Genomic DNA, 14,796 nt, shown 5'->3' with positions numbered 1-14,796 from the left:
GTGCAACCGGACTACGCCTGCTGACTTTAGTGTAGCAGATGCCGCCGTCCTATGCACTGCCTTTATTTTCATTCTCAGCTGTGATGGCATTTCATGAGGCGTTGAAAATCGAATGACCGGCTGCAAGGGGTATGATCTCCGGGGAAGTGGCGCCAGGACAGAAATCGAGCGCACCAAAGAGGCCGATACGCCGGGAGAAATTCCGGGCAGGAGCGGCTTGCAGGCAGACCGGCGGACAGAAACAAGTTTATCATGCGGGGCGTATGGCTCCGAAGCAAAGAAATGGAGGAAATCATTATGAAACTGAGCATGAAGGAAAAGAATATTCTCTATGCTTACGGCTGTCCCAGCCACCACAATACGGTGACACGGCTGAAATGGCTGACGGCCCTGACGGTTGACCCGGAGGCCAAACGCCGGATGCTGGGGCTGGCCCGGAAGGTGGAGACGGAAGTGAACGAAAGCTGGTACGAGGATTTTTACCACCATCTGCGGATGGAGATGGACGAGTACCGCCGTCTCAAGCGCAGCCTGCGTGTGCTGAAATCTTATACCGATTATGAGGAGGATTTGTATGACGAAGCTGTCTAAGTATGAGAAAGAAACCATCATCAACTGGAACGAGGCGGAGAACCTTGCCAGTATCTACACCTTCAACGCCAGCTTGAAGCGCAGGCTGGCCGATTTCAGCCGGAAGTACCCGCTGCTGTGCCGGTTGGAGCGCAGCACGCCGGAGGGCAGCGTGACCTATGTGCTGGACAAGTCCCGGCTGTCGATTCGGTTCATCCCGCCGTACAGCGAGGAACGGAAAGCCGCCGCCAGCGCCTACGCAAAAGAGCATGGCTTTCAGGTGGTGACGGCAGAAGAAAAAATCGCCTGAAATGGGGGCGATTACGGTAAAAATGGCGGGTCTGCACCCGTCGTTTTGACCGGCAATCCCCGCAGGCGTATTCCGTATCCACTTCCCGCCGAAAGGCGTAAATGTGTGGATGCGGAGCCGGTGAAACTGGCGGACACCGCTTCGGCGGTAGAAGCCAGCTTCGCCGGAGCGGGAGTACAGAGGGCGGCCAGCCCTTTGTGCCTGGGTGCAGGGGCGGCAGCGCACTGCTGGGGTCAAGGGGCAACGCCCATTGGCGGGTTGAGGGCAGCCGCCCCATCGGGTCAAGGGCGAAGCGCCTTGCCCAGGAAAAGTTGATGCCTGCGTCAACTTGTACTGGGTATTACCTGACGCAGACTTTCGCAGGATTTGCGGCATCGCCGCCCTTCCCCGTCCCCGGAACATCTTCGCAGGAAGGAGGAAAATTGTTTGAAACTGACACGACACAACGGGCGCTCCGGCAAGCATGGCACCTACAATCCCCGCCACAATGACCGCCGGTTCGATGTGGAGAACAGCGAACACATTGAAGCAGAGCGGGCCAGGCAAAATATCTACTGGGACTGCTACCGGGGCTTCACCACACACGAGTTCCGGGAGAACCCGGAGCAACCGGATTTCAGCTTTGAGGAAATCGAGCGGATGTACTATTACGAGCATTATTCTGACCATGTGGAGGCGCAGAACGCCAGGAATGAGAAAACCCGGCACACCGAGCGCAACCGTACCGTGGAGGACTTGCTGAAAAACAACAGGACCTGCCCGGAGGAAAGCATCTACTAGATCGGCACGCTGGAAGAATCCATCCCGCCGGAAACGCTCTTTCGCATCGTCAACGAGTTCTATGAGGAATTCGAGCGCCGTTTCGGTTCCCATATCCACATCTTAGATTGGGCGCTCCATCTGGACGAGGGGACGCCCCACATCCATGAGCGCCATGTGTTCGACTGTGAAAACCGCTACGGGGAACTGTGTCCCCAGCAGGAGAAGGCGCTGGAGGAACTGGGCATCCCTCTCCCGAACCCGGACAAGCCAAAAGGCAGGCATAACAACCGGAAACAGACCTTCGATGCGGTCTGCCGGACGATCCTGTTTGACATCACGAAGCAGCATGGGCTGCATCTGGATCAGGAGCCGTCCTACGGCGGGCGGGAGTATCTGGAAAAGCAGGACTATATCCTGATGAAGCAGAAGGAACAGATGGCGGCGCAAGAGCAGAAACTGGAAGAACTGACGCTTAAAATCGAGGACGTGGAGACGCTGCTGGATGATGTTTCCGATGCGGCCTACGACAAGGCGGTGGAGGTGGTGACCGATACCGTCCGGCAGGAGACACACAAAGAAGATATTCGTCTGGTGGAGGAAACGAAAAAATGGGTGCTTTCGCCGGAGCGGAGGGCATCGAAAAAAGAGCGTGACTACGCCGCCGCCCGTCTGGATGGAGTGATTACCAAAATCAAACGTGTTATGCAGAACGCCCTGGCAAAAATCCAGAAAACGCTTATGCAGCCTGAGGTTAAGAAGGCTGGTAAGGAGCAGATCAAGGAGAAGGCCAGAGAATCCATCCGGGAGAAGCTGGCGAAAGGCAAGGTGGACGCTGACCGGGATAACCGGGAACGCTGGGAACGTGAGGGACGGATCGTTCCGAAAAAGAAACACGATATGGAGCTATGAGGCACCTGATTTTCTGTGGAAACTGGGTGCCTTTTTCTCTGTCTGGAGGTGAGAAAATCGAATGTATTTGAAGCGGTGAAGCAGTCTGTCACCACAAGGCAGGCTGCGGAATATTACGGGGTGCAGGTTGGCAGGAATGGGATGGCCTGCTGCCCCTTCCATGCTGACAAGCATCCCAGCATGAAGGTTGACCGCCGGTTCCACTGCTTTGGCTGTCAGGCAGATGGGGATGTGATTGATTTTACCGCCCGTCTGTTCGGGCTGAGCAGCAAGGAGGCGGCGTTAAAGCTGGCGGAGGATTTCTCTGTCCGCTATGACGCCAAAGGCCATGACCCGCCCCGCAGGAAGCCGGTCAAACGGAAAATCAGCGAGGAACTGCGCTACCGGCAGGCGGAGCAGAAATGTTTTCGGGTATTGTGCGATTACCTGCATCTGCTGGAACAATGGGAACAGGAATACGCCCCGCAGACGCCGGATGAGGCGTGGAACCCGCTGTTCGTGGAGGCCCTGCAAAAGAAACCGTATACGGAGTATCTGCTGGATATTCTCTTGTCCGGCAGCATGGAGGAACGTGCCTGCGTGGTCGCTGAGTATGGAAAAGAGGTGAGGAAGATTGAGCAGCGAATATCAGAGTTTACCGCCAGCCACCCGGCAGGCCGCCATGAGCGCAGCCGAAGCCTTAGCGCCGGAGCAGAGCGTTGACGAGGTACGGGAAAGCCTGTCCGTCACCGAAAAGGGGCAGCCCGCCAACACCATCGGCAACTGTCGGACGGTATTCTGCCATGACCCTCTCCTGCGTGGGGCGATCCGCCTGAACCTCTTAACTGACCGGGTGGACATTGTGCGGGATTTGGGCTGGCGCAGGAATACCAGCGCCCTGACGGATACGGACGTGAAGTATCTGCTTCTCTATTTTGAGCAGAACTACGGCTTGACCAGCGAGAAAAAGATGACGGCAACCCTTTCCATCGTGGCGAATGAGAACTGCTACCATCCCATACAGGACGTGCTGAACGGCCTTGTCTGGGACGGGATGCCCCGCATCCGCTCCTGCCTCCATCATTTCTTAGGTGCGGACGAGAGCGACTATGTGGAGGAAATGCTGAAGCACTTTTTGCTGGGGGCGATCCGGCGGGTATTCCGCCCTGGCTCCAAATATGAGGAAATGCTCTGTCTGGTGGGCGGTCAGGGGGCCGGCAAGTCCAGCTTCTTCCGCTTGCTGGCAATCCGGGACGAGTGGTTCTCCGATGACCTGAAAAAACTGGACGATGACAGGGTGTATTTGAAGCTGCAAGGCCACTGGATTATCGAAATGTCGGAGATGCTGGCTACCAGCAGCGCCAAAAGCATTGAGGAAATCCGCTCGTTCATCAGCCGGCAGAAGGAAACCTACCGGACGCCCTATGAGGCCCAGCCCAAAGACCGGCTGCGGCAGTGTGTGTTCGGCGGTTCGTCCAACACGCTGGACTTCCTGCCCCTTGACCGGGCCGGGAACCGGCGCTTCCTGCCAATCATGATTTACCCGGAGAATGCGGAGGTTCACATTTTAGAGGACGAGGATGCCTCCAGAGCCTATCTTTTGCAGGTATGGGCGGAGGCCATGACCATCTACCGCAGCGGGAAGTATTCCATGAAGTTCAGCAAGTCCATCCAGCGCCAGTTGGTGGAGGTACAGAAGGATTTCATGCCGGAGGACACCGAGGCCGGGCAGATACAGGGCTTTCTGGAACACTATACCGGCAGCATGGTCTGCTCCAGACAGCTGTTCAAGGAGGCGCTGGGCCACACCTACGATGAGCCGAAGCGGTGGCAGCTGCACAATATCAACGAGATCATGAACACGGTGGTGACAGGCTGGAAGCCCTTCTCCAATCCCCGGATGTTCGCCGGGTATGGCAGGCAGAAGGGCTGGGAACGGGACGTTTCCGGCAACGAACTGCCCGGCAACGAAGATGGATTTGTGGAACTGAGCGAGAAAGAATGCCGCCAGCTGGAACTTCCGAAGGAGTGGATCGCATAAAATCAGCAGTCTGTTGCCGGGATGGTTGTCACTTGGTTGCCGAGTTCGTTGCCGGACTTCGTTGCCAGTATGCTGCCCGCTGGCCTGTCACTCTATGGAGGTAGCCTATGGAAAAAAGCAAACAGCAGAAAAATAAAGTCCGTTTTGTGGTAGTGCGGGAGTTCTCCGGGGAGAAGTCCATGCGGGAAGCCTTTGAGCAGCTGATCGAGCGCCAGACCTGCGAACACTTCGAGGAATGGCTGGAACATCGGGAAATGGCGGAGAATGCTGCGTAAAAACGGTTGATTCAGGGACAGGGGCATGGTATTATAATAATATCGTGTCCCTGTTCATAGAAGGAGAACGCTATGAGCAGGAAAAAACAAGTCTATGAGAAAATCACCGCTCTCTACTGCCGCATCTCTCTGGATGACGGCGGCGACAATGAGAGCATGAGCATCAGCAACCAGAAAATCATGCTTCGGGACTTTGCTGAAAAGCATGGGATGTTCCAGTATGAGTATTATGTGGATGACGGCTATACGGGCCGCAACTTCAACCGCCCTGCCTTCCAGCGCATGATCGCTGACATTGAGGCGGGGAAGATCGGCTGCGTGGTCACCAAAGACCTGTCCAGACTTGGTAGAAATTATATCGAAGCTGGCAGCTATATCGAAATCTTTTTCCCCAAACACAATGTACGCTATATCGCCATCGCCGACGGCGTGGACAGCCTGACCCGTCAGGAGATGGACATCACGCCTTTTAAGAATATCCTGAACGATATGTACAGCCGGGATATTTCCAAAAAGGTGCTGGCGGGCATCACGACCCGCTCCCGGCAGGGGAAGTTTTGCGGGGGGACGCCGCCCTTCGGCCTGATGCGTGACCCGGAGGACAAAGGGCATCTCATCATTGACCCGAAGACAGCGCCGATCATCCGTAAAATCTATGACTACGCCCTTGACGGGCTGGGCTGCATGAGGATTTCCAAACGGCTGATGGAAGAAAAAATCCCCATCACCCATGTCAAAGCCAATACGGAGTTTGACGCAAACTACTATTCCTGGGGCGGAGCCAGAATCAGCCATATCCTTAGAAATCCCTTCTACAAGGGCGCACATCTGGTCTTTCGGACGCATCAGAAGGGCATCCGCTCCAACACCTATGACATTATCCCCCGTGACCAGTGGGAAGTGATCGAGGGCTGCCATGAGGCCATTGTGACGCCGGAGGAATGGGAACAGGTGCAGGAACTGATTGACCGCAGGCCGACCATTCAGGGTAATTCCTGCCCCTTCTACAACCTGTTCCACGGTCTGGTCTACTGTGCCACCTGCGGGAAGTCGATGCAGGTGCGGTATGAGAAGGTGGGCCGAACCGGGAAGAACCGATTCACCGGTGAGATGCGGGAACCGATTGACAAGGCGTATTATATCTGTCAAACCTACAACCGCATGGGCTGCAAGGTCTGCTCCAGTCACAAGATCGAGGCCAGGGATTTGTACAATCTGGTGCTGAAAGACATTCAGGAACTGGCGGCGCAGGCCATGAAGGACGCCGATGCGTTCTATCAGCGTCTCAGCCGCCGAATGGAGCGCCGGTATTTGGTGGATGCTTCCCAGACAGAGAAGGAACGCCAGCGGCTGGAAGCCCGGAATCAGGAAATTGACGGGATGTTCCTGAGCCTGTACACCGATAAGGCCAAAGGCATCCTGACGGAGCAGCGGTTTGTGAAGCTGACGGCGGCGCTGGAACAGGAGCAGGAATCCAACCAGAAGCGCCTGCATGACCTGGCGATGATGCAAAGTCGTGCAGACGCCCAGGAAAGCGAAGTCCGTACCTTTATCAAGGAAATCCGGCGCTATGCCACCATCGAGGAACTGGATGAGGCGGTATTGAACCGGCTCATCAGTCGGATTCTGATTGGCGAGGTCAAGAAGGTGGACGGACAGAAGGTGCAGGAAGTCAGGATCGTTTATAACTTTGTCGGGGAAATCCCGGAGATTGCAGCATAAGAATAGTAAGGCCCTCCCCATGCTGAACCGAACCAGTAAAAACGGACAATAGACAAAACGTCCCCTGTGTAGGACAATAAACCTATACAGGGGGTGTTCGTATGTCACGAAGGAAATACACACATATACAGGCATTGGAACAGGAAATTCTGAGAATGCGACAAGGAGGTGCTACGCGGCAAGAGATAGCAGACCGGTTTGGATTAAGCAAGTCACAGATCAAGAATTGGATCAACCGGTATAACCACAAACAAGCAAAGATGGAAGCCGGAATCACGCCACGGCCGAAAGGACGGCCACGAAAAGATTCTGCGCCCGGAGATGTTATCGCGGAGCAGGCATACGAGATCAAGCGATTGAGAATGGAGAATGAGTTGCTGCGGGATTTTCTGCGATCCGCAGGAAGGAAGTGAGAGCAAAGGCAAAGTATGCAGTAATCTACCGTCACCGGAAACAGTATCCTGTACTGGTAATGTGTCGATTCTTTGCAGTGTCCAGAAGCGGCTATTACAGCTTTGTAAAGCGGATGAAGCGCCCCGAAAAAGATGCTGTCCTTGCTGAAACCATCCGGCAGCAACAGGCAAAATGCTTTCATACCTACGGATACCGACGGATGTGGCAGTGGCTGAAAGGCAGCAAAGAGATTTACCACAACCCCAAGACCATTTTGAGTGTTATGAAGAAATACGGCCTGTTGGCAGAGATTCGTCGCCGCAGAAAGTGGCAGCAGATGGGCCAGCACGTACATAAATACCAAAATCTACTCAACCGAAATTTCCAAGCCGCGGCTCCCAACTGCAAATGGGTAACTGACATTTCTTATATTCAGACGAAGCAGGGGGTATTGTACCTGTCCATGATCCGGGATCTGTATGACAACAGCATTGTGGCCTACAAGACTGCGACACAGCAAACGGTGAACCTAGTGCTGGACACCATCCGCCAAGCAGTACGCAACGAAAAGAAGAAGGTCGCCGCAGAGTTGCAGCTCCACAGCGACCAAGGCTTTCAATACACATCCCAAGCATATTTCAAGCTGACTCAACAATACGGCATTACGCCTTCGATGTCAAGACGTGGAAACCCATATGACAATGCAATGGCAGAAAATTTCTTCTCCATTCTCAAAACAGAGTGCATCTGCCGCCATAAACCGGCAACCTACTCCGAAGCAAATGAAATGATTGACCGCTATATCCATTTTTACAACCACGAGCGCATCCAAAGCAAAACAGAAGTAGCGCCGCTGACGCTGCGCCACTCCTGCTAAAACTGAATATTCCTGCCCAGGGGCTCTTTTTGTGCTGTCTGCACAATCTGGGGCGGTTCAGATCGCAAGGGGGCCTTTCGCGCAAGACGGCTCCGCCGTCCCGGCTGTGTGCATACTTCACACCCGTCAGCCCGCGCTGCTTCCGTAGAGCAGCACGGGAGCAGGGTAAGACCGTCCCGCGCCGCCGGGCTTATTTTTCACACCACGCCAACGCGCGGGCCACTGCGTCCAGACTCAGTCTGGTCAACCGCCGCAGGGGTGGGCGGGGGCACAGTCGCGGGTGTGGCTGTTCTGGGATGGGTCTTTCATGCAGAGGTGAACGGCAGCGGTGGTGAAGGTTTTCGGCAGCGCGAGGATGTTTGGGTTCGGGCCGACATACTTCTTCATCGCGTCCTCCAGCGCTTCCTCAAACGTGGCGCGGGTCTTGAGTCCCATGCCGCGGGCGATGCCCGGCTCCCGCGCGCCGACGATATAGATCGCGCTCGTGTGCTCCTCCGCCAGATGGCCGCAGCTCATCATGGAAAAGCCGTGGAACGGGTGGAACGCATTCGCAAAACGGTATTTGCGGATGTACTCCTCATTCGTCGCAAAGTATTCGCCGTACCGGTTCATGTCCGGCAGAATATTCATCGAATCGTGCTGGAACATCTCGTACAGCTCGCGCAGATACGGCCAGCGCTCGTCGTGGAACCAGCCGTCGCAGATGCTTGAGACGATGAACACACAGTGATCGGCCAGCACACGCTTGTGACGGATCACCTGCGCGGAGAGCGCCTGCATCATCTGAATCGGGTTCGTTCCCATGCCCGCGCCATAATGGAAATCGGTCGGCATGCCGAACACCACCACATCGTATTTCTTTTCCGCCCAGTGGACGTAGGTACGCTTGTCCGCCATCTTCCAGCTGATGGGCTGCATCTCCTTCGCCCAACCGGAATTGATTTCAATCTGGCGCGACTTGGTATCGAGCACCGCGTCGCAGCAGAAGAATTTCTTGCCCATCTTTTCTTCCATCCGCATGCCCTGCTGATCGAACTTGTGGCGCATCTCGCTGCTTGTGGACACGGGGACGAAATCCTGACGGTGCATGACCTGCGGCACATGGTGTGCCGAAATGCTGCGCCAGTGGCTGATGCCCGTCGCGCAGTGCTTGTACCCGCCGGAATAGCCGCCGTAGGGGTTGCCCTGCGTGTGTCCGATGAGGATCGCCACGTCCGCGTCATACACATACTTATTCATGATGACGTGATCGCCCTGCTCGGTGTAGCCAAGGTCGACGAGGTGATCGTAGTCCTCGGAATCGTGGCTCGTGATCTGGCCGGAGGGATAGAATTCCCCGAACAGCTCCGGCCCGAGGATGGTTTTCATCTCCGGCACCGTGGCGCGCGGGTGCAGGCCGTTTGAGAAGAGGAGCAGAATATCCTTTTTCTCCACACCGACGCGGTACAATTCATCCAGGCAGGCGCGGATCGCCACCTTGCGGTGGCTGGTGGGCTGGTTGCCGCCCTTGACAATATCCGGGATGACGAACACCACGGTGCTGCCCTTGTGCGCCAGCTCCGCGAGAGGCGGCATACCAATCGGATTGCGGATGCTTTGCAGCGTCGCGTCATAGAGCGCGTCCCACGTCTGCTCCAGACAGGGCGGATCGGGAACCGTCTCGCCGGGAATGAAAACGTCGGTGGTATCGGGCAGCTCGGCGCTCATCATGCCGTGGCCGTATTCAAATGAAAGATGCATGCTGTTCCTCCTTCTCAGTGTCCCAGATAGAGCCGGATGATATCCAGATATTCCTCCGGGTAAAAGCCGATCTCCCCGGAAAAGCGCGTCAGGGCGATCAGGCCGCCATCGATCTCCGCGATGGAAGCCAGCATGGCGGCGTTATCCGTTTTCAGCCCGCCGCCGTAAACGATCGGCAGGCCGCCCGTGCGCTCCTTCACAAAGCGGGCGATCTTCTCGATGTACGGTTTGTCCGCGGGCGTCTTGCCGGGGCCGATGCTCCAGATCGGCTCGTAGGCAATGACCACACGGCTCTTGTCCAGGCCATCCAGTCCCGCGTCAAGCTGTGCGCCAAGCACCTCCTGCCACGCATCCTGCTCCTCGCTCTTCTCCCCGATGCAGTACAGCACCGAAAGGCCCGCCGCCTGTGCCGCTTTGCACTCGCGGTTCAGCAGACGGTTCACCGCATCCGGCGCGGTCACGCCGGCCTCGGCCAGCACGCCCGCCTTGTCGGCGCGCTCCTCACAGTGGCCGATGAGCGCCCACTCGCAGCCGAGCGCGGCCGCCGCGTGCGCTGGGCGGTTGGTCGTGAACGCGCCGAAATTGCCGCCCACGGCGGTGTCGTCGCGGTAGACGCCCTGGCAGCCGAGCCGCACCGGACTCCCCTCGCACAGCGCGGCTTTCGCCGGGATCAGGTGCGCTTCCGGCAGAAAGTCGACAAACTGCGCCTCTTTCGCGTCATAGCGCAGAAGCCCCTCCTGCGTGCCGCGCACGACGGCGGAGCCCCACTCGGCCACGGGAGCCAGACGGTTCACGCCGCCCAGCTCCACCGGCACGTCAAAGCGCTTCAAATTTAAAAACAGATATTTCATGATGCGGTTTCCTCCGTCTCACTCTTTTGCGTAGCGGGCCGCCATCTCGTCCAGCCCCGCCAGCTCCACCAGCGGCGCGCGGCCGACACTGCCAAATTCCACGATCAGCGTGCCGACAGCTTCGCGCACACCGCGGCGCATGGCATCCGTGATGAGGGCAACCGTGCCGTCATCCCCCGTGCCATACATAACGGTATCCATCAGCGGCGGAAGGAACGCGCGCGGGTCAAACGCGGCGCGGTTTTTGTCGAGCAGCTCCCAGACGCCGCCAATGCGCGCATCCGTTTTCAGCTCCGGACGGTCGCGGAACAGCTCACGCAGATTGCGCGTAACAGCCAGACGGATATCGGTATCGACGTTGATCTTGCTGATGCCGCACGGGATCGCGGCCTTGAGCTCCTCTTTGGAAATGCCATAGGCGTTCTGAATTGCACCGCCAAGGGCGTTGATCTCATCGACAATGTACTGCGGAACGGTGGAGGAGCCGTGGGAGACAAGCGCGCCGTGCAAGCCCTCGTGGTTCATGCACTCGCGGATCGCGATCGGGATCTCGCGGCGAAGCTTGACGTTTTTGCCCTTGCTCGCGCCGTGCATCGTGCCATAGCTGATCGCCAGCGCGTCCACGCCTGTCTTGCGGAAAAATTCGACGGCAGAGAGAGGGTTGGTATACGTGGAGTTGGCGGCAAACACATGATCCTCCACACCGGCCAGCACGCCCAACTCACCCTCGACAGAGACGCCGCGCGCGTGCGCGTATTTCACAACCTCGCGCGTCAGCTCTACATTCTGGTCAAACGGCAGCGATGACCCATCAATCATCACGGAGGTGTAGCCGCCCTCGATCGCCGCGACGCAGGAATCAAAGTCCCGTCCATGGTCGAGATGAAGCACGACCGGGATCGGGCTGTGCTCGGCATATTTTTTCACCGCGTCCGCGATGTTTTTCGCGCCCTTTTTCTTATCCTCCAGCGTGCCGTTCTGGAAGTCTGTGCGGCCTCCCATGAAGGCGTTGGCGAGATCCGCCCCCTGCAAAATGGCGGGAGAACGAAACATTTCATGCACGCCAATCACCGATTCCGCCTGCGCGACAGCGTTTACATTGAAAGCGCCCTGTGCGTACCCATGCGCCATGGCGGCGTCGAGTACGGGGCGAAGAGATACAAGTGGCATGGAAAACACGCTCCTTTACTTTCGCAGATACACAGTGCGGCCCTGCGCCACTGTGCGGACCACCTCATCGTTCTCATCAAGGAACACCAGATCGGCGTCGCGGCCGGGGGCAATCGCGCCCTTTGTGGTCCATCCCATCAGACGGGCGGGATTTTCCGTCAGGAGACGGGAAGCCTGTTCCAGCCCCTTGCCGGTAAAGGAGGCGATATTGCGCAGAGCGCGGATCATCGTCAAAGTGGAGCCTGCACGCACGCCGCTGGGCAGTTTCGCGTCTCCATCCTCCACGATCACATCGTTCACACCGAGCTTATACGCACCGTCCGGCAGTCCGGCGGCCATGATGGAATCCGTCACCGCCAGGACGCGGTTCCACCCCTTTGCCTTGAGGTAAAGCCGGACAGCGCCGGGATGCAGGTGGCGGCCATCGCAGATCGCTTCCACATACACATCCGTTTCCAGCGCCACACCGAAGATGGCCGGATCGTGCTGGTGGAACAGACGCATGGCGTTGCCGAGGTGCGTGGACGAACGCACACCGGCGTGGACGCATTGCATAGCGCGATCGTACCCGGCCCCGCTGTGCCCCATCGCACACACGATTCCCATGGCATTCAAACGCGGGATCAGCTCGGGCACGCCCTCGTTTTCGGGCGCGAGCGTCACATAGCGCACATGACCGCCCGCCGCCCGCTGGCAGCGCGCAAAGAAATCCGCGTCGGCCTGCTTCATCAGCAGGTGCTCCGGCATCGCTCCCTTATACTGCGTGCACAGGCATGGCCCTTCGAGATGAATCCCGAGCAGCGGCGCGCCGTCGTAGGGGCCGCCCTCGATGACCTCCCTTGCCTGCTCAATGCACCACAGAGTCACCTCCGGCGTGTCGGTGAGGATGGAGCACAGCCACCCTGTCACGCCCTGCGAAGCAAAGAAGCGTCCGATTTTCCGCAGATCCTCCGCACTCGCGGCGTTCACGTCCACACCGTCCGCGCCGTGCGTATGCAGATCGAGAAAGCCCGGCAGCACGCGCATCCCCTTGCCGTCAAGCTCCGGCAGATCGCCGTCATTTGCGTAAGAAGCCGAAAGGCCCGTGATTTTCCCGTTTTCCACCACTGCGTCCAGCGGACGGAACGCACCGTCCGCCAGCAGAAGAGCATTTTTCAGATAAAAGGAATGTTCCATATTCATCTCCTTAATAAGCGGCCTGTGCGGCATTGGCGTTGACATACAGAACAGCGTCCGGATGGCGCTGGGCCAGCGTGGCCGGGAAGGCTGCCGTCACCTCACCGTAGGCGGCGCGGCGGCAGACAGCACGATGCCAGTCGCGGAACACCGCCAGACGGATTTTGCGCGCGGAAAGAATCTCTTTCATCCCGATGGTAACACACAGGCGCGGCATATCTTCCAGCGCGCCGCCCAGATCCCCCACGCAGTTTGTCGCGCGCGTCTCAGGGGAAATTTCCAGCACACGTGTGGGGAGTGCGGCGAATTGCTCCGGCGTCAGCTCCGGCTGAGGTTCGTTGAAGGCCAGATGGCCTGTGATGCCAATCCCGCCGAAGGCGACATCGACGCCGCCAAGTTTCTCCACCAGAGCCGTCATGCGGCCGGGATCCTTCGGATCCGGGAACACACGCTGCTCTGGGGGCATGAGAAGCTCCGGATCAATTTTTCCGTATACCTCCCGATTCATGAACCCCCGGAAGGAAAGAGGATTTGTCTCGTCGATCCATTCGCCATCGTCCGTGAGGTATTCGTCCATATTCAAAAACCAGCAGTTTCGGAGCGAAAGGCGTTCCCGGTTGACCAGACGGACAAAAATCGGATACTGTCCCACCGGCCCCACCGGGCAGATCAGCACCGTGTGCTTTCCGGCGGCATTGTTTTCCCGGATCACGGCGCACATCTCGGCGGCCAGCTCATAGAATACTTCACCGGATTCGCCAAGCTTCACGATCGGCAGCTTGGCGTCCTTTCCCAGTTCCTGTGGAGAAATATGATAATACTGCATCCAAATACCTCCTTGTTTCCTGTGTCCATTGGGGCAATCAGAACAGCCGTGCCATGCGCGGCAGCTCCGGTCCAATCAGCGGACGGCACCAGTCGACGAATTCCCTTGTCACATCACTGCCGCTGAGATATTCCGCAGGCATGGTGCGTTCTCCAAGCATCACCTGCTCGATCGGTGCAAGGAATGTCTCGCAGCGGTATTCCTCTCCCGGCAAGCGGCGGAAGGCTACCATACTGCCGCTCTCTCCCGCCAGCGCGGCACGGCAGGCAGCGCGTCCGGCCTCCTCGGCTTCGGCGGCATCCACGGGCGACTGCCACGCGATGGACGCGCGCGCCAGAATCCCCGGCTTTTCGCTGCGGGCCTTGATCCCCAGCCTTCGCACAACCAGCTGGGCCAGGTGGGACGAAACGTCCCCGAAGTAGGTCGAACGGCCCGTCTGAAAAATCGGCTCAACGATCGGCTTTCCGTCCGCACCGTGCAGGCCCTCGCTCGCGACGATCACCACGCCGCCGTATCTGCGCTGCATGGCTGCCGTTTCCTCCAGAAATTCCTCCTCCACAAACGGACGCTCCGGGGGATACAGGAGGTGCGGTGCGTTCTCGCCCTGCTCCCGCGCGAGAGCGGCGGCGGCCGTCGTCCAGCCCGCGTTGCGCCCAAGCGCCTCCACCACCACGACATGGATCGGCAGGCTGCGCACATCCACGCCCAGCTCCCGGATGGTCCCGGCCATATACCGTGCGACACTCCCGAAGCCCGGGCAATGGTCCGTCACGGCAATGTCGTTGTCCATCGTTTTCGGGATCCCCATCACACGGATCCCCGTTCCGCGGCACGCCGCTTCCAGCTTGCCGCACGCATCCATCGTACCGTTGCCCCCGTTCATCAGAACAAAGCGGATGTTATGCTCACGAAGAATCTCCGCCATGCGCCGGTAATCCTCCGTTTCCAGCGCGTCGCGCGACGTGCCGAGGGCTGTGGCAGGCGTCGTTTTGAGCCGTTCCAGCTCTTCCCGGGACACAGAGGAAAAATCAAACAGCTCCTTCCGCAGCAGGCCGCCGCTTCCCCCTTTCGCTCCGTAAACGCGATCCACTTCACCGCTGCCGAGCGCCTCGGTCACAGCTCCGTACAGCGAGCAGTTGAGCACCGCTGTCGGACCTCCTCCGTGCATAATCAAAAGATTCCCTTTCATCCGCCT

Annotated in this window: 16 protein-coding genes; 10 read left to right on the top strand and 6 right to left on the bottom strand. The window is 58.0% G+C overall.

Annotated elements, in window-relative coordinates:
- The first annotated feature begins 297 nt into the window (after positions 1–297).
- The 10 genes from B5F35_RS13600 (at position 298) to B5F35_RS13565 (ending at position 7,838) form a co-directional block, all read left to right on the top strand.
- Positions 298–591 (top strand): hypothetical protein, encoded by a 294-nt coding sequence (locus B5F35_RS13600; protein WP_087241859.1) that lies wholly within the window; start codon positions 298–300, stop codon positions 589–591.
- Positions 575–880 (top strand): molecular chaperone, encoded by a 306-nt coding sequence (locus tag B5F35_RS13595; protein WP_087241857.1) that lies wholly within the window; start codon positions 575–577, stop codon positions 878–880. Before B5F35_RS13600 ends, B5F35_RS13595 begins: the two co-directional genes overlap by 17 nt.
- Before the next feature lie 426 nt (positions 881–1,306).
- Positions 1,307–1,660: a hypothetical protein gene (locus B5F35_RS19680; protein ID WP_442856480.1), complete on the top strand. Its 354-nt coding sequence runs from the start codon at positions 1,307–1,309 to the stop codon at positions 1,658–1,660.
- Between the two features lie 156 nt (positions 1,661–1,816).
- Complete coding sequence (locus B5F35_RS19675; protein WP_442856479.1) at positions 1,817–2,551, top strand: hypothetical protein; 735 nt, start codon at positions 1,817–1,819, stop codon at positions 2,549–2,551.
- Positions 2,552–2,566: 15 nt separating this feature from the next.
- The gene (locus B5F35_RS13585) at positions 2,567–3,253 is read left to right on the top strand and encodes a CHC2 zinc finger domain-containing protein (RefSeq protein WP_087241855.1); all 687 of its coding nucleotides are present in this window, start codon (positions 2,567–2,569) and stop codon (positions 3,251–3,253) included.
- Positions 3,213–4,571, top strand: a complete 1,359-nt coding sequence (locus B5F35_RS13580) for a virulence-associated E family protein (protein WP_087241853.1) — start codon at positions 3,213–3,215, stop codon at positions 4,569–4,571. The genes B5F35_RS13585 and B5F35_RS13580 overlap by 41 nt, the downstream gene beginning before the upstream one ends.
- A gap of 107 nt (positions 4,572–4,678) precedes the next feature.
- On the top strand, positions 4,679–4,846 hold the full coding sequence (locus B5F35_RS18915) for a hypothetical protein (protein WP_164488529.1): 168 nt from the start codon (positions 4,679–4,681) through the stop codon (positions 4,844–4,846).
- A 72-nt stretch (positions 4,847–4,918) separates the two neighbouring features.
- Positions 4,919–6,568, top strand: coding sequence for a recombinase family protein (locus B5F35_RS13575; RefSeq protein ID WP_087241851.1), 1,650 nt, complete (start codon positions 4,919–4,921; stop codon positions 6,566–6,568).
- Positions 6,569–6,669: 101 nt separating this feature from the next.
- Complete coding sequence (locus B5F35_RS13570) at positions 6,670–6,981, top strand: helix-turn-helix domain-containing protein (RefSeq protein WP_087241849.1); 312 nt, start codon at positions 6,670–6,672, stop codon at positions 6,979–6,981.
- Positions 6,978–7,838, top strand: a complete 861-nt coding sequence (locus tag B5F35_RS13565) for an IS3 family transposase (protein ID WP_140401223.1) — start codon at positions 6,978–6,980, stop codon at positions 7,836–7,838. The genes B5F35_RS13570 and B5F35_RS13565 overlap by 4 nt, the downstream gene beginning before the upstream one ends.
- A gap of 243 nt (positions 7,839–8,081) precedes the next feature.
- Here the strand turns inward: B5F35_RS13565 and B5F35_RS13560 are convergent, their stop codons facing one another.
- Genes B5F35_RS13560 through B5F35_RS13535 form a run of 6 tightly spaced genes read right to left on the bottom strand, consistent with a single transcriptional unit; the run spans position 8,082 to position 14,790 of the window.
- Positions 8,082–9,578 (bottom strand): lactate racemase domain-containing protein, encoded by a 1,497-nt coding sequence (locus tag B5F35_RS13560; protein ID WP_087241848.1) that lies wholly within the window; start codon positions 9,576–9,578, stop codon positions 8,082–8,084.
- Positions 9,579–9,592: 14 nt separating this feature from the next.
- Positions 9,593–10,429 carry a triose-phosphate isomerase family protein gene (locus B5F35_RS13555; RefSeq protein ID WP_087241846.1) on the bottom strand — a complete coding sequence of 279 codons (837 nt, stop codon included), beginning with the start codon at positions 10,427–10,429 and terminating at the stop codon, positions 9,593–9,595.
- A gap of 18 nt (positions 10,430–10,447) precedes the next feature.
- Complete coding sequence (locus B5F35_RS13550) at positions 10,448–11,599, bottom strand: class II fructose-bisphosphate aldolase (RefSeq protein WP_087241844.1); 1,152 nt, start codon at positions 11,597–11,599, stop codon at positions 10,448–10,450.
- A gap of 15 nt (positions 11,600–11,614) precedes the next feature.
- The gene (gene nagA / locus B5F35_RS13545; RefSeq protein WP_087241842.1) at positions 11,615–12,775 is read right to left on the bottom strand and encodes an N-acetylglucosamine-6-phosphate deacetylase; all 1,161 of its coding nucleotides are present in this window, start codon (positions 12,773–12,775) and stop codon (positions 11,615–11,617) included.
- A 10-nt stretch (positions 12,776–12,785) separates the two neighbouring features.
- On the bottom strand, positions 12,786–13,601 hold the full coding sequence (locus B5F35_RS13540) for a sugar phosphate isomerase family (protein WP_087241840.1): 816 nt from the start codon (positions 13,599–13,601) through the stop codon (positions 12,786–12,788).
- Positions 13,602–13,638: 37 nt separating this feature from the next.
- Positions 13,639–14,790: a diphosphate--fructose-6-phosphate 1-phosphotransferase gene (locus tag B5F35_RS13535; RefSeq protein ID WP_087241838.1), complete on the bottom strand. Its 1,152-nt coding sequence runs from the start codon at positions 14,788–14,790 to the stop codon at positions 13,639–13,641.
- Between the last annotated feature and the right edge of the window lie 6 nt (positions 14,791–14,796).

Source organism: Anaeromassilibacillus sp. An200, assembly GCF_002160025.1.
GTDB classification, from domain to species: Bacteria; Bacillota; Clostridia; order Oscillospirales; family Acutalibacteraceae; genus Caccousia; species Caccousia stercoris.
Note: the sequence above shows the minus strand (reverse complement) of the source record. Positions and strands in the feature narration are given on the sequence as shown.